The sequence below is a fragment of the Undibacterium sp. GW821-FHT11H02 genome (assembly GCF_058808015.1).
Genome location: NZ_JBXARG010000010.1, coordinates 105,186 through 122,742, shown reverse-complemented (window position 1 = coordinate 122,742; position 17,557 = coordinate 105,186). Strand labels below are relative to the sequence as shown.

Sequence of the window (17,557 nt, the reverse complement as noted above, 5' to 3'; positions counted from 1 at the left end):
TTACTGTAAATTCTATTGCCTAGAACATCTTCTGATCACAATTTGTGTCGTAAAAAGATCTTGTGCCAACAATATTGGAAGCAGCGGCGATAGCTCGCTTAGATATACCTGTCTTGAGATAGGTATAGCAAAAAAAGAGCAAGATGTGGCGCGGGTTTTGTGAGATTGAGAACTTTGTTGATGAAGATTTAAGAATGTGTTAACGTCGGTTTTTATCACTTTAGTACAAGTTATGAGTCACGGGGAAATGTATGAATGATGCTGTACTTTTTGCAGACTTTGGCAATATGTCGCTCGTTGACTTCCATTACCGCATCGACTGGCAGTCTTGGAAAGACAGTTACATTGAGTTAGTTGCCCAAGGCCCAGGAAGAAATCGGCATCTGCGCTTTTCAGGTGTGTCTAATCTGCGAATAGATGAAGGATTTAATGGTTCCTTGTCTGGAATGGCGATTGTAGACATTTCCGATCGCCAGTGGGACTCTGCACGAATTGAAGTGAAAAATTTCGAACAAGATCCAGGCATCACTTTTTTGGCGGTATCCATGGAGACCGTCAGTGACTCATAACATTTCGCTCGGCACTGACACTCAACAGAAGGATGTCTTCGCGGTGGTTGCTACGTGCCGGGCGGCTTTGACGTTAGGCATCCTAAGGACATGAGGACTTACTATTGCTGGAAGTGTAAAGCAAACATGCCGTTCTTAGACGAAGAAGAGTGGAATCAAGTATCGCCGCTTCTTGCAGGTGCGATTCAAGCTATAAAAAGCTACCGTGAAGAACACAAGTGCGATTTGGCGACAGCAAGAGCGAACTGTAAACCTGAAGCTACAAAGAAATTCTTTGAAATGACTGGTGTGGATGGCGTGCACTTCGATACAATCAATCATCACAGGCATCTCAATTGGGGGCCCGAATGCAAAAAATGCGGTCATCTATTCCGCACATCACAAGCCTCATTTTGCGCAAACTGTGGATACGAAGAGAACGATAATGCAGTGGAATAATTGGATGTTATTGGGTTTTATTATCGTGCTGCCATTCTGCTCGAATGCTGTGCGTCGAAGTATCAGGCTATTTTGTTTTGTATTTGTTGCGAGTGTATTTTGGGCTACAGTCGTTGCTGGAACTGCGCGATATTTTTTTGTCTTAAGTGAGAATCAAACAGTTTTTTATATTTTATTGCCTGTAGCAATCTTGATAGCAGTGATTCTTTACCCAAAATTTAAAGTTCATATGGATAAAATTTAATGAGGAAACCACCTAACCAAATAATCGATCAAACTGGACGCAATACAACTCAGTATTTTGTAAATTTGTGGACGGTCGGCCCTTCGCCGTTGCGTTAGCAAGCACTATGTTATCGATTGAAAGCGACATTTTAGAGTCGTTAAATAGACAGCTATTGACTGGAAATACTGAGTCCGACAGCGAAAGTGTTCAGAAATTTCTTATTGAAATTATGGCGCAGCCACTATCTGAATTAGCGATATCAAACTTTACAATTGGGATTCTTCCTTTCAATTTAAGCTTAACTCAGGCGTCAAATGGTAATGACGTACTCCAAACTGACACCGTTATTGATTTGATCCAATTTGCAGTAAAGCACGATATTAGATCGTTGAGTTTTGACATGGGAAGCAACAGCGTTTTTTTATACTCAGAGAACCTCAATGATTGGTGCATCTTAATGGGCGCCAGAACTCATAGAGCTACATTCAAATCCTTGCTTGATGGTTTGTGGTATCAGTTCTTTGAGTATAACTAGCAGTAGGTAAGAATGCCGAAAGCGTATTCATATGCCTGAAACTTGATCGCGCTGAATAGACCTCGATTGTGCCGAACAATGTTGGGCTTCACTTTGTTCAGCCGCAACCTACGACTAGCTTTATTGGACTTGCTGTTGTTATGATTCGAGAAATACATGTCTAAAAGCGTCAGCTTAAACTTGCACCCATCAGACTGATTGTAAAACCTAAGTAGGCTTCAGGGTGTGTCAAATTTAATTCCTCAAGCTTTATTGAAAGAGAACTACGAACGATGAAACCAACTTTACTGACTAATCTTGCGATACGACTCTATCCAACTCGCTGGGCATTGCTCGCAGCTGCACTGACTGGTATCGCTGCTGTCTGGGTGGCAATCTTCATGTTTGTTATGCCTGGGAAATTGCCACTTCATACTCTTGCGGGTGTCTCCATGCCACCTATCTTCATCACTTGGGCTGCGCTTTGTTGTGCATTTTGGTTTCATCCAACGCATGGGCTTCTTCGGTCTGATGCAAAGCTGAATGAGAAATTGCCTACACCTGTGGTGTCGGGCGTGCGTTGGTATGCTGCGATTTTTCTTTGTGTGTTTGTAGCAGCTAGCGTGCTTTTTCCAGTCTGGATGCTGACCTCCTTTTAAGCTACGTACTCAGTTCTTCTTGGTGCAGAAAGAAAAAGATTTTTTGCCGGTCTGGGTATTTAAACCAGAAGACAATCCCAGCGGTATTGCGGGCGTACTCATTGATGTGAGCGAAGGCGGTTTGCAAATCCTCACGCAAAAAGTGGAGTCAGTTAAAGGACAGCGCTTTGAGATGTCATTAATTAATCAGATCGGTGGCGACGCGGCTCGCTTGCCACCCGGCACGATTGAATTGGTGTGGAGCGCTGATCTTGGTAGTACGTATACCAAGTGTGGGTTTACTTTTAGCTCTTACTCGGATGATGAAATCGCTATGTTGATTGCACATAACATCGACGATGGCGATAAATTTATGCGATGTGTTTTGAGAGAAGCTTCTGTCGCTAATCCTACTTTGGTATGATGAGAAGACTTCTACTTAACTAGGATAAACATGTTCTCATGGCGTTGGTTCTTTGTCGCATTGATCGTCGTGGGCGGTTGGTATCAATATCAACAACGCACACAAAAACCGATACTTCAAGCTAATGGCGTTTTGGTGCAGCGTGATCCTGTGCAAAACATGCTTGATCGTGGCGAGGTCTGGCAGAAAGGTAGTTACACGATCAAGGCCTTAGCTGATTTCAATATTGAGGCGCGCGTCTTGTCTAAGGAATTGTATTCCAGCGGGCGCGAGGCTGATTTGTCTCCTGTGGATTTGGCATTAGGTTGGGGATCGATGTCCGATTCAGAAGTCCTGTCCGCCTTGAGCATTTCTCAGCGCAATCGTTTCTATTATTATCGTTGGGAAAACGAACCACCGCGCCCGCCCGCAGAGATCGCCAGTCATAGCGCCAATATGCATATGATCCCGGCGAATGCGCACGTTGAAGAAATATTGAAAAAGGTAAGACCAGGACAGGTGGTCAAATTGCGCGGCAAGCTGGTAGCAGTCAGTGCACCCGATGGCTGGCGATGGCAATCTTCGCTGACCCGTGACGACACAGGTGCTGGCGCTTGTGAGTTGTTCCGAGTGGAGAGTGCTGAGGTACGTTGAAGTCGATTAACAACTAGACGCTCACGCCTTTTTTCTCGATTCTGTTATACCGGGTATTGAGTTGGTATAACAAATTTCAGCTAGGCTGGATGAGGCATTTAAGAGATTTGGAACTTTGTTGCTTATTTTTTATTGCTATGTTAACTTTGGTTTCCTTCACTTTAAAACAAGTTATGCAGCTTAGTCGCCCTATCCAAGAGTGGTTGCAGTGGGTGCTCGTCACGAGCATTCCACTGCGTCACCTCGACGAACTCGGCAACCCGATAGGAATCGCGTCGGGGTGCTTGATTATCTCTGCGGGCCGAAAATTCATACTCTCAGCGCGTCATGCAGTAAAGCCTGAATCGAAGGGTTGGGCGATTGAACTGGGTTACGACAACGAAAAAGGCACTGAGATGTACTGGCCAAAGAGCTTCTCGTATATGGCTGAAATTAAGAGGGGGTCTGGCATTCTTAATGACATAGACTTCTGCTTCGCCGAAGTCGCAGCAGATTTGGAGTCGACGTATGCCCACAGAACGCCACGCTCAGTGACGGACGTCCGCCCACGTCACATATTCAGAATTGAAGAACTCGTTGAACCAAGCCCAACGGCGATTTATGCCTTTGCGGGCGAGGTCAAACCAGAGATGCACGGTCTCCATTCATTCGCAACTGAAATGAACGTGTACCCAAACCTCCGATTCCTTCGTAGTGAAGGGGCATTTCACGTATTTAAGTTGCCTGTTGACCACCCAGGGCACAAGTCATTTAAAGGGTGCAGCGGCGCTCCTATCGTGGATATGAAACGTCGCGTGGTTGCCCTTGTAAGTGGCGGCGACGAATCGGAGGGCACCATCAGAGGCGTCGCTATTTCGCGTGCCGTCACGGCCTTGAGCTGGTATTGCAATGTCTGCGGCGCTGCATAACCTTTCGGTCCACCGGATGCTGCGCGATAAAGCCGCGCAGCGCCGGTGACCTCCACGTTATAGCATATGAAGAATATCCAAATTATTGACGGCGCGGACAATTCTGTCTTTGATATTTTTGCCGCGACGGAAGAAGAATTTTCATTGATTTTCGTTGAGGGTCACGATATCGCTTTTATTGATGAGGTTTTGGCACGTGCACAGCAGAATGGACTTGATGACGTATTCGATCGAATCTGGACGCGCCGCGTTCCAAAGCGAGATGCAATGGGTATCCACGGCATTCTTTTTTACGGCTTGGATCATAAGAAACAATATTATCCAACTCGGAAAGATGAAGAGGCTTGCAATCCTAATGGCACAAGGCTTCGATAAAGTCCTCCAAAACTGAGCATTCGAGTAGAGCGCGCGAATTAGCGTATCATCACATTTAATTTTTGGTGCACGTGCCTTTCAACTAAAGCGTTCAATGTCGATAATGAGAAAACTAGTGGCTTCCTTCGTATTTGGCATCCTTTGGATGCTAGTTGGTTATTTCGGCTGGAGCATTTATCAGCGACAGCACTATCTAGCTGCATTTGCGGCGACTCAAAATGGCGACTCCTTAAAAACGGTGCTAGATCGTTTTGGAATCCCGTCGCACATAGAACCAAAGAGCGACAGTGTGGGCTATGATTCTGGCTCAAGATCAGTATGCGGTGAATCATGCTCCCTGAGACTATGGTATGAGCTTCCATTCTCGTTAGGCATTACTCCCGTAACCGTAGACTTCAATGCAGAGCAACGTGTTATTCATAAATACGAATGGAGCTCGCCGTAAAGGCATTTAATATGTCTTTCGACAATGGCGCGCAAATAAGTGCTTTATCAAAAAATACTGATCTGCATATGTGCATTTCAATTCAACGATAGGATGCAGAATGAAACTTTGGCAGCGACGGTCACTTGGAATTCTTACTCTTGGCGGAGGTGCCATCGGAGTGGCTGCCGCACTCACTGTGCTGTTCACTCGCAGTAACCCAATCGAGTGGCTCTTCTGCATTGCTTTCGTTGCGCTATATGCGTGGGGTGTCTGGTGCGGTTCACGGCTGCTAGAACAGCAACCTGGTGCGGAACGCTCCACAGTCAAGTATTGGCTCGTTCAGATCCCCTCCTTTAGTTCTCCTATCTTTGGATATTTTTTGGTGAGTGGCTTCCACATCACTTTCTCTATCCAGATCGACCCGCTTAAGGCCAATGCCAACTTCCTGTTCGGCAGTAGCTTCAATTACTCACTTTTCCAGACCGGACAAGCTTGGATGGTAGGGGTCAACCTATTCGCTGTAGGTATAGTATGGTGGCTCGCTCGTGTGATACCGAAACCTGTCCCTTAATAATTCACTCCAGCCCAAGCCGCTGCTTGGCTTAGCTTGATTCAGATGTTGGTAGACACATGCGTTGGTTTGAACTCGCTCTCGCCATGGTGTTGGGCGCTATATTTACTGCCTTCCATTTCCTGCCAGGACCTTGGTGTGAGCCGGCAGCTGTTCGTCCCCTTGCTGGAATCTTTGTCGTTGTCGGCACTATGTTTTATCTGTATCTCGTCGATGACGAGCGCCGACCTGTGGTTGGTGTTTGGCATCGCTTATTGTTTGGTGCAGTGGCGGGTGTCGTTGTCGCAGCAATTGCAAACGGTGCAGGCGAGCTGTATGCGCTGCTGATGTTTGTTGGTGCAATGTTGGGGATGATTGGCTTTCGGTGGCTGAAGCATGTTCCACTCTAGCCGCCGGTCTTGGCGCTCCACCTCGATCCATTTTAATCCTAGCCATGTCTTTATGTAGGATCTATTTTAGGAATAAAATGGCATCAAAATTTAAATCAATACTAGGAGCAATATGAGCGCAAAATCCTGTTTCTTTTTGGTCGCTGCACTACTTCATTTTTCTACTTTCGCGTCAGAGAACCCTGTAGAAAAAACCTTGCGCGACGCGCTGGTTTGTAAGGGCGCTCCTGAAAAAGCGGTTTATGACTTGGTCGAGAAAAACAATAATTTTCAGGCGGGCTACGCTGCTTCTGCTTTTGGGGAAGGCACCTCTTATAAAGCGATTGTCATTCTTAACAAGCCTATTGTTATCGCATCTGCGACGACTTACGCGGTCATTTCCGAAACTGATAATTCGCATTTTGATTTTGGCGCTTTTACTTATTCCAAATTTTCGGGTGACTATAGAAGAGTGCTAGCATTATTGCGCCTTGTTCCCGCTAAGACTCCCAAAACCGCGCTGGGTAAATATGTCTCGAATCAAAGCGCGTGTCCAAACTCTATCTTACTGACCCCACTAGAGAACGGTGAGTTTCTGCTGGGATGTGGTTGGCATAATGGATGTTAAGACGCTTTACTTGGAATACATCGACCGAATAGGTATCTTCCGACTGATTTTTCAAAACCAACACAAAAATGACCATAGATTCAGCTGCCGCTTACGATCTACATGCTGTCGAGTTTTTACGCGCTCGTGATCGTTCTACAATTGGTGCGGATGTTGTGGCGCTTTGGTGTCGCAGCTTAGATACCGAAGCGGAGATTTTAGAACTCGCCTGCGGTGGCGGTTATCCGATTACCCGCGTATTGCATGAAGCTGGCTTGCAGGTGTGGGCGATTGAGAGTTCTCCTACTTTGCTTGCTGAATTCAGCAAGCGCTTTCCCACCGTGACGGTGCAATGCGGGAAGGTGCAGGACAGTGATTTCTTTGGCCGGAATTTTGATGCGGTGGTGGCGGTAGGCTTGATGTTTTTATTGAGTGAGTCCGAGCAAATCGCTTTAATCCACCGCGTCGCGCAAGCTCTGAAACCGGGTGCGCGCTTTTTGTTTAGCGCACCGCTACAATCTTGTCAGTGGGCCGATGCGAGTACGGGGATGACCTCACAGTCTTTGGGAATAGCGAATTACGAAACTCACTTGCATGCAGCCGGAATGCGATTAATAAATACCTTCGCCGATAGTGGTGAGAATAATTATTTTGAAGCTGAGCGCACACATTAAAGCCAGCAGGCCTCAGGCAAGCCTGCTTTGAACCGCAAGTGTGTTGCTTCAGGTCTCTGTTTTCTCCGCATACAAATTCATAATCTCCAACACAGCAGGCAATTGCGCAATGAACAGGTCAACCAGTTCTGGATCAAAATGTTTGCCCTTTTCCTTTCGCAGTAGATCGAGCGCGTCTTCGACTGACCAGGCTTTTTTGTAAGGACGTACCGAAGTTAATGCATCGAACACATCAGCGATGGCGACGATACGGGCTTCGATAGGTATGGCTGTGCCGACCATCTTGTGCGGATAACCACTACCGTCGTATTTCTCGTGGTGGCAGAGCGCGATCGTGCGCGCCATTTGTAGTAGAGGTGAGTCGTGTTCGCCTAGAATTTCTGCACCCATTAAGACATGTTGCTGCATCAGCATCCATTCTGCTTCATCTAGCTTACCCGGCTTGAGTAAAACCGTATCTGGCGTGCCTATTTTGCCGATATCGTGCATGGGGGCGGCGTTGAACAATTGTTCTGCATAATTTTTGCTACAGCCGGCTGCCAGGGCGAGTATGCGCGAGTAGTGGCTCATGCGGATTACGTGTAAGCCAGTTTCATTGTCGCGGTATTCTGCGGCCCGGCCTAAACATTGAATGATTTGCAAACGCGTTCTGTGTAGCTCGTCGGTGCCGACCAAGGAGAGGTGGGTCTTAACGCGGGCGCGAACCACAGGTGGACTGATAGGCTTGGTGATGTAGTCTACCGCTCCGGCTTCAAATCCAGCCGACTCATCGCTGACTTCACTGAGCGCCGTGACAAAGATAACCGGAATCGCTTGGGTGACAGGATTTGCTTTGAGCAGCTTGCAGGTTTCCAGTCCGGTTAGGCCGGGCATCATGACGTCTAATAGAATCAGATTGGGTAATTCGTCTTGCGCGAGTTTGAGCGCTTTTTCGCCATCGAGGGCAAATAGCAGGCGATAGTCTTCATGCAGTACCTGCCGCAGGATTTGCAGATTGGTGGCTGCATCATCAACGATCAGAATTTTTGGTCGTTCATCTGCTTGTTTCATGACGCGAGTCCTTCTTGACTAGGTTGCTCCGTTTTACGATAGCGGTTTTGTAGCGTATTCACTATCGCTCTTGCCGCATCAAAATCGAAAGAATTGATGGCTTGGTCGAGTGCATCGACATCGTTTTTTGCTAGCAGACTAGACAGTTCTGCGAGTTCCGCTTCGGCCAGTTCGCCATGCGCCAGCGCTTCGTCCAAGGCTTGCAGCAAAGGGCTTAAGCGGCTGGGGTCAATTACGCTCATCGTATCGTTGCTTACCGGTGCTTGGGTATCGAGTTGACCGAGGGTTTCGGCTACATTCATCAATTCATCAGCCAGCCGATCTAGCAGTGCCGGCATCTCTAGCCTATTGTTGGCCGCCAGTTCGTGTTCCATGGTGCTGCTTAAATTGCTGACGCGGGACAATGCGAGATTGCCAGCCGCGCCTTTGATCTTGTGTATCTGCGCAGCGAATGCCTCGGGCGTGTTGAGTAGTTGACGTAGTTGAGGGACAGCTTCAGTAAAGTCCAGCATGAACTGGCGTATCGCATCGTGGTGCCGTTGCGCGCTGCCCCACAGGCTTTGCCCCCGCGTCCAATCAATCACGGAGCCATGAACGTTTGCTGCGTTAGAGGGATGTTGGCTCACGCTGTCTTGCACCTGAACCGGTATTTTGAGCAAACGTGCCATCTCGTGTGTCAGACGGTAGAGGTCAATTGGTTTAGTGGCAAAACCATCCATGCCCGCGGCATGCGCGGCTTTAATGTCGGCCTCCAACACACTCGCCGAGAAAGCGATGATGGGTGTTGGCGTGCGTCCGGTATCGGCTTCCAAACTGCGAATTTTGCGACTGGCTTCGAGTCCATTGAGGACAGGCATCTGTACATCCATCAGTACAATATCGAAACGGCCAGTGGTAAAAATGTGCACCGCTTCTTCACCGTTAGTGGCCGTGGTCAAGGTGTGACCGAGACGACCTAAAATCAGTTGTAACAACTCCAAATTTTGTGGCACGTCATCGGCGGCGAGTATGTTCAGTGCGGGAAGTTCTATGATGGCCTGTTCTTGCGTGGCCAACACTGCTGCGCCGGTGGGAAGTGGGAGTTCGATAAAGAAACGGCTGCCGTTGCCGACTTCGCTTTCTACCCAAATACGACCATCCATAAGTTCAATTAATTGTCGGGCGATGGTAGTGCCAAGTCCCGTGCCGCCAAAGCGTCGGCTCATCGAGGCATCGGCTTGCGCGAATGGATCGAAGATGTGGCTAATGCGGTCTGCGGCAATGCCAATACCCGTGTCTTGGATCAGCATCAGGACTTTGCCTTGCTGCCTACGAATGTGAAGACTAACTTGTCCTTGCTCGGTGAACTTGATGGCGTTGCCGACGATGTTCAGCAAAATTTGCTGTATGCGCAGGGCATCGCCTTTGAAAAATTCGGCCTCATTCTCTGCATAATTCAGGATTAGTGGCAGTCCCTTACGTTGCGCATTGACGCGCAAAGTTGCCAGCACTTGCATACAAACTTCGCGCAAGGAAAAATCTTGAATTTCCAATTCGACCGCACCACGTTCTAGTTTGGCGGTATCCAAAATATCGTTCAGTAATGTCAGCAATGAACGGGCCGAATTGCGCACAGTATTCAAATGACGTCGCTGGGTATCGCTGGCGGGCTCATTCAATAACACATCGGTGAAACCGAGTATGGCATTCATGGGAGTGCGGATCTCATGACTCATATTGGCGAGGAAAGTGTTCTTCGCCTCGGCCGCATGTTCTGCTTTGGCTTTGGCTTCGCGTAAGTCTTGTTCCATCGCGTGACGCTCCGACAGATCACTGGCAAATTTGATGATCTTATACGGATGCCCGTCAGGATCAAAGATAGGGTTATAACTGCCATGTATCCAGATCTCTTTACCGTGTTTGCCGAAACGGCGGAAATCACCTGAGCTGTGCAGACCCTGCCGCAGGGTGTGCCAGAAATGTTGATAGGCCTCGGATTCGGCTTCTTCTGGTAGACAGAGTAGCGAGTGATGGCGGCCTACCAGTTCTTCCAGGCTATAACCCGTGATGTCGAGAAAGTTTTGATTTGCATTGAGGATGATGCCATTCAGATCGAATTCTATGACGGTCAAAGAGCGGCTGATCGCATTGACCACCCCTTCAAATTCTGCATTGCGTCGCTTGCTATCGGTGATGTCGATGATGACACCGTCTATCCATTCTATCTCGCCATTTTCGCCGCGTACGCCACTGGCGTTCTCCGATACCCAGTGCTCTTTACCGCAGCGATCCACGATACGGTATTCAATCATATAGGCCCGATCAGCGGCCAGCATGTCGCTTACTTTCGTTGTGATCCAGGCTCGGTCCTCAGGGTGTATAAGTTGGGCGAAAGTTTTTTTGCCTTGCGTAAAATCGTCAGGTGACCAACCAGTTAAGCGTTCCACCGCATCGCTGATAAAGAGCATGCTCCATTCGCTATCAAAACGGCAGCGGAAAGCAATGCCGGGTAGATTGCCAATTAGGGATCGGTATTGCCGTTCGCTGTTGCGCAGCGCCTCTTCCATTTGCTTGCGTTTACTGATGTCAGTGATGAAGCCGACAAACAACGTGTCATTTTGAATTGCGGCTTCGCCGATGGCGAGACGCAAAGGGAAGCTGCTACCATCTTTGCGCAAGCCCATTACTTCACGACCACTACCTATAATTTTGGCATCGCCGCTACGCAGATAATTTTTTAGATAGCTGTCGTGTTGACCACGTTGCGGCTCCGGCATCAAGATTTTGATATTGTTGCCGACCACTTCTTCAGATTGCCAGCCAAAGATGTTTTCAGCCGCATGGTTGAAGTCGCGAATAATACCTTTGCTATCGATGGTGATGATGCCATCGACCGCAGTTTCGACGATGGTGCGGGTACGTGCTTCTGTTTGCGCCATGCGCTGATAAATGCTGCGATAGCGCAGTAAAATGTTACCCGCCACAGTAATCAGTATCGCCAGCGTGGTGATGCCTGCGATGCTCAGCGCCAGATCAAAATTCGATGTGGGGGCGAAGTTTGAGGCGGTATTCGCGATGAAATGCGTCGCCTTCATACCGGTGTAATGCATGCCTGAAATCGCGACGCCGAGCACCGTTCCGCTAAAAACATTGATTTGTCCCTGGCTCCAACGTTTTTGATCAATCAGGCTGAAGCGCAACCATAATGCGACCACCGAAAGTGCCACAGCCACCACAATAGAAATGCAAAAAAATATCGGGTCAAAACGTAAGATCAGCGACTTATGAACCGCTGCCATGCCACTGTAGTGCATGATCCCTATGCCAGCGCCGACTAAGATGCCGCTGACAACTAACTGCCAACGCGTAATGCGTTCTTTGGCTATCAATAACAGGGCAACCCACGATGCTAAAAAACTCGGTAGCATCGACATGATCGTGATCACCCGGTCATAGCGCGCGGTGCTGCATACGCTAAATGCCAGCATGCCTATGAAATGCATAGACCAGACGCCGGAGCCTAAGACGAAAGCGCCTGATAGCAGGTAAATTTGTCGATTGAATGGCCGTTTTTCAGTGCGCGCCATCCCCGCTAACTGAAATGCCATAATGCCGGCCAAAATCGCAACAAACAAGGAAAGCGCAAGCAGCGGCAGATCATATTCGCCAGTCAGTAAAGACAATGATTGGCTGTCAGTCAGAAATAATTGGTCGAGTCGCATGATGGGCTTTTTTTAAAAATGAGTGAGGATAGTGCGACCTTTTACCAAGGTTGAGGCTGACAAAAAAAGCTTGCAAAGAGGAAATTGATTCTAGTTCCTAGACTCAAATCTCGCAAGCATTTTGCTGTGCGCAAGCGACGCGCCATGAAGCCCGGAGGTGATGGCACAAGGTCAACACGCTTTAGCGCCGCTTTCTATCTGCCGCATAGAAAAAATGCTTGCCAAGTGATTATTTAAGAATGTGTTTGATGAAATATCTAATCGCCACGCAGCCATAGCTCATTGAAGGCAACAAAGCCCAGCGCGGTAGCGCGCACACCTGCGACATGGGCGGCTACGTTGACTTGTTGATTCTCGTGTGACAGCGGCAGTATCCAGGCTTCTTGCACTAAGCCTCGAGCGATGTTTTCGTAGCTCTGCATGCGCGTATCGGTATTGGCGATAGTTTGTATACGCCGTAACTCGTTATTGAGTTCTTTGAGTTTGATCTCCGGCAGCCAGCGCCTGAATATCGTATCTGCGGAGAACCATTCAAAACAACCAAAGTCGATGTCATCGTGCAAAATTTCGCGGCCGATCACAAAATCCGCATCGTGCATCCAGTCGCGTGCAATGAGTTCTTTGAAGGCCAGTGTCTGCCATTCGAGTTTCACGCCAGCGCGCAGCAGGTGCTGCGACACGAGTTCACCCAGTTGCAAAATCTCCGGTGATTGGCCGCTGACCATGCGTAGTCGTGTACCACTTTTAATTGGGCAATCGGGCACTTTTTTCGGTAGCCGATGCGACCATTGCGCCAGCATTGCGCTGGCTGGTCTGCGTGCGGGATCGTTTGGATTAAGTAGCTGAAACGGCGATAGAAAATCTGCGAATGCATGTCTTTGTTCACAGGATTTAAAGCGCGATTTGTTGGGATTGCAAATCATAAAGCTGCAACCGGACTCGGCGATTTGCCATTGTTTTCTGTCGTCGCCACTTTTTTTATCGAAACCAAATTGCAAATCGAGCTCCAGTTTATGTTCTGGCGCGTCTATCATCCAGAGATCAATTTCATCGAGTAAGGGACGTTCTTTGTAATAGTCTTTAAAAGTGCTGAGTGTGAGCTGATAATTATTGTGACGTGTCACCCGAAAAGTGCCGCTGCCGATTGGCATGTGGTCAAAATTATTTAGACGGTGGCGCGGCACGATAGAGGAGTTGGCCGTCGCCAGACAATGCGGCCAGAGATAGTCGGGTCGACTCAGGTGAAAGCTCACTCGCTGGTTGCTGGAAAGTTCGATTTTATTCAAATGCTGATACAGCGCGCGGTAGTGATTCGATTGTTGGCGTAGTCGCTGAAAGCTGGCGCGCACATCTTCCGTTGTGAGTTCGCTGCCATCATGAAAACTTAATCCCGGACGCAGCCAAAAATGCCAGACCGTGGCCTGATTATTGCTCTCCCAATGATGCGCGATTGCTGGCAGCAATTTGTTTTGTTGTGGATCGAAAGTCGTTAAACGAGAAAAGATTTGTCGCACCAAATGCGCTTCCAGCCGTCCAATGGCTTTCAGTGGATCGAGACTTTCTATGCGGCGAAAGGTGGGCATACGAAAACGACGGCAAGCGGGATCGGGCACGCCTAAGTAGTCTGGCAAACGTGCAGCGAGTTGCGCGCGTTGCTTACGATCCAGGCTGGCGAACGCATGCTCCAAGTCCCCTTTGGCTAATAAACCGCTTAGATGATCTAAGGCCAGAGACTCTGGTGTGACATGCAATTGCAATTGCGATAAATTGCCGCGCCCACGTCCCGCTTGCCAAGTGAGCCAGCCTTGAGTTTGCATCTTGGCCAGCAGCAATCGCATATTGCGGTCACTGCAATGTAAGGCTTGGGCTAAAGCAGGAAGGCCAGGCTGTTGTTCGACAGACTGAATGAACATGTGCAGACGGCGATATTGATCTCGTAGTTTCAAAGTGAATGTCTACTGCGACAGGTTTAAGAGAGTCCTAAAAATCTAAGCATAAAAGCGGAAATAATTTTTTTAATTATAGCCGTTTTTTGTTTCTGCTTTTTTTAAGATACTGCGTAATTAGTAAGTTTGTACGGCTTAGTTACGCCCCAATTAGGAAGAGTATGAAAGATTTTTCGCCTGCAGTAATCCGCCTGTTATTGAGTTCCTTCATCTGTATCATGGGACGGGCGGCGGCTTTGCCGTTTATGGCGCTGTATATGACCCAAGCCATGCACTGGAGCCAGCAGACGGTGGGCTGGGTTTTAGGCGGTAGTTTATTTACCTCGACTTTGCTAGGGCTGTACGGTGGCTTTTTAGCTGACCGCATAGATAAACGTTTGTTGATGATGCTGTCCTGCTTTGTGATTTCGATTAGCGCTTTGCTGGTGACCTTGAGTTCACTCTTGCTGTTGGTGTGTGTATTCTTGGTGTTGATCGATGCTGCATTGACGGTGCGCTCAGTCGCGCTCAAAGCCTTGCTGGCAGATTTACTTTCGGTAGAAAAGCGCACTAGCGCGTTTTCATTGAACTATACCTTGATCAATGTTGCATTCTCTATCGGCCCTCTGCTTGGCGCTGCGGCATTTGCCTACAATCATGCTGCGCCTTTTTGGTTGTGTGCCTTGTTTGCTTTGATGGCGACGCCTTTGCTTACGAGTGGAAATAGGCTCCATGCATCACCATCAAATCAAGCCGGCGAAAGCAAGAGTAAAGCGTTAGCACCGAATTTTGCGCAAACTTTGATGGATTTAAAGAGTGATAAGCGTCTGGTGTTTTTCACCTTGGGGAGCGTGTTGACGCAGGTGGTATTTGGTCGCTTTGTTTCTGGCTATATCTCCTTATACTTGATCGCAACCCAAGGCGTACAAGCGGCGGCAAATCTGGCGCCTTACTTATTAATTACCAATGCAGTTTGCGTCGTGTGTTTTCAGTATCCGGTGGGACGATTCTTACGACAAAATAATCTCTTTGCTTGGGTCAGTTTGGGCGCGATCTTATATGCGCTAGGCTTGCTGGGATTCATGTTTGCTCAGTCGAACTTAGTTTGGGTCATTGCCACCGTCATTTTCACCATCGGTGAGGTGATCGTAATTCCTTCTGAATATATGTTCATTGATATGATCGCCCCTGCAGAAAAACGCGGCAGTTATTATGGCGTGCAAAGTCTGTCAGTATTTGGTGCCGCCATTAATCCTATTGTCTGTGCTTTTTTATTGAGCCATTTTTCCGGCAAAGTGATGTTTGCTTTCTTAATTACTTGTGCCTTGCTGGCGATTGCCATGTATAGAATAGGGACGCGATATCAGAAACAACATGCGCCTGCGCTTGTCTGAGCTCTCTGTGTAGCTTGGTCTAAGAGTAGCAGTGTTGTTTCCCTTGCCAATAGGACTGACGCAAAACAGACGCTGGCGTTGTTGTGTTCGCCTCGCCGTGCAATTGCACTGTCTTCGGCTCCACGTCTAGCCAGCGCAATGTTGTGTAAGCCCTAGCCAATTAAAATCTTGGCGTATAAATATTATTTAAAACTAAACTCAATTTGAGCATGATATAAAGATCGTCGAAAAACGGCTATACTTTCGCCTTTATTTAGCCTGATCCACCCAAAGTAGTTTGCTTGACTGAGCATTTGCGGCCGGTGTTCTGATGAAGGCAATTGATGTTCTCCATAGCATCGTCATTATCATCGTAATCAACTAAGCGATCGTTGCGCGTTTGGTTGATTTTTTTTATTCGGATTAGGGTTAACGTTAATGAAACCATATCTCGTCGGTATTACCGGGGGTAGCGGAAGTGGTAAAACAACTTTTATCAATTCCTTGTTAGCCTCGATGCCAGCAGGCAGTGTTGCCTTGTTGTCGCAAGATAATTATTACAAGTCGATTGATCAGCAATCACAAGATGAAAATAAGATCGAAAACTTCGATATCCCATCCTCTTTAGACCTGGATAAATTTTATCAAGACGTGTTGCGATTACGCGATGGTCAGAGCTTGGAAATTACTGAATATACTTTCAATAATGCGGATGCTGAACCCAAGATTTTCCATATCCCTGCTGCGCCTATCGTTTTACTAGAAGGCATTTATGCCTTACACAAACCGGCTTTGTACGACATCATCGATCTGAAAGTGTTTATCGATGCGGAAGAGCATCATCGCCGTTATCGCCGCGTTCAGCGCGATGCCGTCGAGCGTGGCTATGATCAGGATGACGTCTTATATCGCTTGAGTAAACACCATCAACCGGCTTTTGAAAAATACATTTTGCCGCACCGGAGCAACGCCGATTTAGTGATTCCAAACAATCACGGTTTCGATAAAGGCTTGGAAATGTTAAGTGTTTTTTTGAAATCAAAAATTGGCACGCCTTGATTCAATCAGAGTGAATTCGACACCTATGCAAAATAAGAAGCCAAGTATCGCCGTTGTCGGCAGCATCAATATGGACATGGTCTTCAAAACACCGCGTATGCCTATGCCAGGTGAGACCTTGATGGGACACAGCTTTCACCAGGTACATGGTGGCAAGGGTGCAAATCAGGCGGTCGCTGCGGCACGCATGGGTGGCGCGGTCGATTTTGTTGCGAAGGTGGGCGACGATTTGAATGGCAAAAGTTGTTTGCAAGCGCTGGCGCAAGATGGCATCAATTTACAACATGTGAGCGTGATGGCCGATAGTGCGACTGGTGTTGCCGGGATTTTGTTGGATGATGCGGGTGAAAACTGTATTGTATTGACGAATGGAGCAAATGCTCTAATGTGCACGTCAGATATTGACAAAGCGAGCAACACTATAGCTCAGGCTAAACTGCTACTATGTCAATTGGAAACACCGGTTGAAACCGTCTTGTATGCGATTGAGTGCGCACGGCAGGCGAATGTCAAAGTGGTATTGAATCCGGCGCCTGCTCAAAACTTGAGCGATGCTGTCTTGGCGCAAGTTGATTACCTGGTGGTGAACGAAACTGAAGCCGCTTTGTTAAGTGGTTTGGAAGTCAGTGATAGTACGAGTGCTAAGGCGGCAGCAGAGGTGTTGCGAGCTCGTGGCGCCAAAATTGTGTTGCTCACTTTGGGTGCCATGGGGATGTGGGTGGCAGCCTGTGATGAAAGTTATTTTTTACCCGCATTTAAGGTGGAAGTCGTTGATACCACTGCTGCGGGTGATACCTTTGTGGGCAGTTTTGCGGTGGCAATTGCTGAAGGTATGGAGTTAGGTCCTGCATGCTTGTTTGCACAAAGTGCGGCGGCATTGGCCGTGACCCAACTTGGTGCACAAACGTCAATACCGTATCGGGATGCAGTTGAGCGGCAGTTACAGAAACAGTGAATGCCTTTATAATTTCGCGCTAATTGAAACTTTAAGTCACTTTTAAGCCAACTAAAACCACCAGAATTGCTAACAAAGCAAAATGGTGAATCGAGCTAATCAAGCTAATCAGGGTATTTTGG

17 protein-coding genes are annotated in these 17,557 nt (G+C 47.9%); 14 read left to right on the top strand and 3 right to left on the bottom strand.

What is annotated here, in order from left to right:
* Positions 1-251 precede the first annotated feature (251 nt).
* The 11 genes from AC1RR2_RS11950 (at position 252) to AC1RR2_RS11900 (ending at position 7,372) form a co-directional block, all read left to right on the top strand.
* Positions 252-569: a hypothetical protein gene (locus AC1RR2_RS11950; protein ID WP_493222485.1), complete on the top strand. Its 318-nt coding sequence runs from the start codon at positions 252-254 to the stop codon at positions 567-569.
* A 126-nt stretch (positions 570-695) separates the two neighbouring features.
* Complete coding sequence (locus AC1RR2_RS11945; protein ID WP_493222484.1) at positions 696-1,007, top strand: hypothetical protein; 312 nt, start codon at positions 696-698, stop codon at positions 1,005-1,007.
* Between the two features lie 350 nt (positions 1,008-1,357).
* Positions 1,358-1,768 carry a hypothetical protein gene (locus tag AC1RR2_RS11940; protein WP_493222483.1) on the top strand — a complete coding sequence of 137 codons (411 nt, stop codon included), beginning with the start codon at positions 1,358-1,360 and terminating at the stop codon, positions 1,766-1,768.
* A gap of 272 nt (positions 1,769-2,040) precedes the next feature.
* Positions 2,041-2,406, top strand: coding sequence for a hypothetical protein (locus tag AC1RR2_RS11935; RefSeq protein ID WP_493222482.1), 366 nt, complete (start codon positions 2,041-2,043; stop codon positions 2,404-2,406).
* 22 nt (positions 2,407-2,428) lie between these two features.
* Positions 2,429-2,809 carry a PilZ domain-containing protein gene (locus AC1RR2_RS11930; protein ID WP_493222481.1) on the top strand — a complete coding sequence of 127 codons (381 nt, stop codon included), beginning with the start codon at positions 2,429-2,431 and terminating at the stop codon, positions 2,807-2,809.
* 30 nt (positions 2,810-2,839) lie between these two features.
* Entirely contained in the window at positions 2,840-3,442 is a 603-nt protein-coding gene (locus AC1RR2_RS11925; RefSeq protein WP_493222480.1) for a hypothetical protein, read from the top strand.
* Positions 3,443-3,579: 137 nt separating this feature from the next.
* The gene (locus tag AC1RR2_RS11920) at positions 3,580-4,350 is read left to right on the top strand and encodes a hypothetical protein (RefSeq protein ID WP_493222479.1); all 771 of its coding nucleotides are present in this window, start codon (positions 3,580-3,582) and stop codon (positions 4,348-4,350) included.
* 66 nt (positions 4,351-4,416) lie between these two features.
* Positions 4,417-4,725: a hypothetical protein gene (locus AC1RR2_RS11915; protein WP_493222478.1), complete on the top strand. Its 309-nt coding sequence runs from the start codon at positions 4,417-4,419 to the stop codon at positions 4,723-4,725.
* A gap of 1,057 nt (positions 4,726-5,782) precedes the next feature.
* On the top strand, positions 5,783-6,112 hold the full coding sequence (locus tag AC1RR2_RS11910) for a hypothetical protein (protein ID WP_493222477.1): 330 nt from the start codon (positions 5,783-5,785) through the stop codon (positions 6,110-6,112).
* 136 nt (positions 6,113-6,248) lie between these two features.
* Positions 6,249-6,719: a hypothetical protein gene (locus AC1RR2_RS11905; protein ID WP_493222476.1), complete on the top strand. Its 471-nt coding sequence runs from the start codon at positions 6,249-6,251 to the stop codon at positions 6,717-6,719.
* A gap of 68 nt (positions 6,720-6,787) precedes the next feature.
* Complete coding sequence (locus AC1RR2_RS11900; protein ID WP_493222475.1) at positions 6,788-7,372, top strand: class I SAM-dependent methyltransferase; 585 nt, start codon at positions 6,788-6,790, stop codon at positions 7,370-7,372.
* A gap of 48 nt (positions 7,373-7,420) precedes the next feature.
* Here AC1RR2_RS11900 and AC1RR2_RS11895 read toward each other — a convergent pair whose 3' ends face one another.
* The 3 genes from AC1RR2_RS11895 to AC1RR2_RS11885 form a co-directional block, all read right to left on the bottom strand.
* Complete coding sequence (locus tag AC1RR2_RS11895; RefSeq protein WP_493222474.1) at positions 7,421-8,422, bottom strand: response regulator; 1,002 nt, start codon at positions 8,420-8,422, stop codon at positions 7,421-7,423.
* Positions 8,419-12,123, bottom strand: coding sequence for a PAS domain S-box protein (locus tag AC1RR2_RS11890; protein WP_493222473.1), 3,705 nt, complete (start codon positions 12,121-12,123; stop codon positions 8,419-8,421). The genes AC1RR2_RS11895 and AC1RR2_RS11890 overlap by 4 nt, the downstream gene beginning before the upstream one ends.
* A 257-nt stretch (positions 12,124-12,380) precedes the next feature.
* Positions 12,381-14,069, bottom strand: a complete 1,689-nt coding sequence (locus AC1RR2_RS11885) for an ABC transporter substrate-binding protein (protein WP_493222472.1) — start codon at positions 14,067-14,069, stop codon at positions 12,381-12,383.
* A gap of 161 nt (positions 14,070-14,230) precedes the next feature.
* Between AC1RR2_RS11885 and AC1RR2_RS11880 the strand changes: the two genes are divergently transcribed.
* From AC1RR2_RS11880 to rbsK, 3 genes are all read left to right on the top strand, one after another.
* Positions 14,231-15,442, top strand: coding sequence for an MFS transporter (locus tag AC1RR2_RS11880; protein WP_493222471.1), 1,212 nt, complete (start codon positions 14,231-14,233; stop codon positions 15,440-15,442).
* Positions 15,443-15,859: 417 nt separating this feature from the next.
* Positions 15,860-16,480: a uridine kinase family protein gene (locus AC1RR2_RS11875; RefSeq protein WP_493222470.1), complete on the top strand. Its 621-nt coding sequence runs from the start codon at positions 15,860-15,862 to the stop codon at positions 16,478-16,480.
* 25 nt (positions 16,481-16,505) lie between these two features.
* On the top strand, positions 16,506-17,435 hold the full coding sequence (gene rbsK / locus AC1RR2_RS11870; protein WP_493222469.1) for a ribokinase: 930 nt from the start codon (positions 16,506-16,508) through the stop codon (positions 17,433-17,435).
* Positions 17,436-17,557 lie beyond the last annotated feature (122 nt).

Coding starts and splice junctions, on each gene's coding strand:
- AC1RR2_RS11900 (WP_493222475.1), top strand. CDS start 6,788: ATGACCATAGATTCAGCTGCCGCTTACGATCTACATGCTGTCGAGTTT.
- AC1RR2_RS11910 (WP_493222477.1), top strand. CDS start 5,783: ATGCGTTGGTTTGAACTCGCTCTCGCCATGGTGTTGGGCGCTATATTT.
- AC1RR2_RS11880 (WP_493222471.1), top strand. CDS start 14,231: ATGAAAGATTTTTCGCCTGCAGTAATCCGCCTGTTATTGAGTTCCTTC.
- AC1RR2_RS11875 (WP_493222470.1), top strand. CDS start 15,860: ATGAAACCATATCTCGTCGGTATTACCGGGGGTAGCGGAAGTGGTAAA.
- AC1RR2_RS11890 (WP_493222473.1), bottom strand. CDS start 12,123: ATGCGACTCGACCAATTATTTCTGACTGACAGCCAATCATTGTCTTTA.
- rbsK (WP_493222469.1), top strand. CDS start 16,506: ATGCAAAATAAGAAGCCAAGTATCGCCGTTGTCGGCAGCATCAATATG.
- AC1RR2_RS11935 (WP_493222482.1), top strand. CDS start 2,041: ATGAAACCAACTTTACTGACTAATCTTGCGATACGACTCTATCCAACT.
- AC1RR2_RS11940 (WP_493222483.1), top strand. CDS start 1,358: ATGTTATCGATTGAAAGCGACATTTTAGAGTCGTTAAATAGACAGCTA.
- AC1RR2_RS11950 (WP_493222485.1), top strand. CDS start 252: ATGAATGATGCTGTACTTTTTGCAGACTTTGGCAATATGTCGCTCGTT.
- AC1RR2_RS11920 (WP_493222479.1), top strand. CDS start 3,580: ATGTTAACTTTGGTTTCCTTCACTTTAAAACAAGTTATGCAGCTTAGT.
- AC1RR2_RS11915 (WP_493222478.1), top strand. CDS start 4,417: ATGAAGAATATCCAAATTATTGACGGCGCGGACAATTCTGTCTTTGAT.
- AC1RR2_RS11925 (WP_493222480.1), top strand. CDS start 2,840: ATGTTCTCATGGCGTTGGTTCTTTGTCGCATTGATCGTCGTGGGCGGT.
- AC1RR2_RS11895 (WP_493222474.1), bottom strand. CDS start 8,422: ATGAAACAAGCAGATGAACGACCAAAAATTCTGATCGTTGATGATGCA.
- AC1RR2_RS11945 (WP_493222484.1), top strand. CDS start 696: ATGCCGTTCTTAGACGAAGAAGAGTGGAATCAAGTATCGCCGCTTCTT.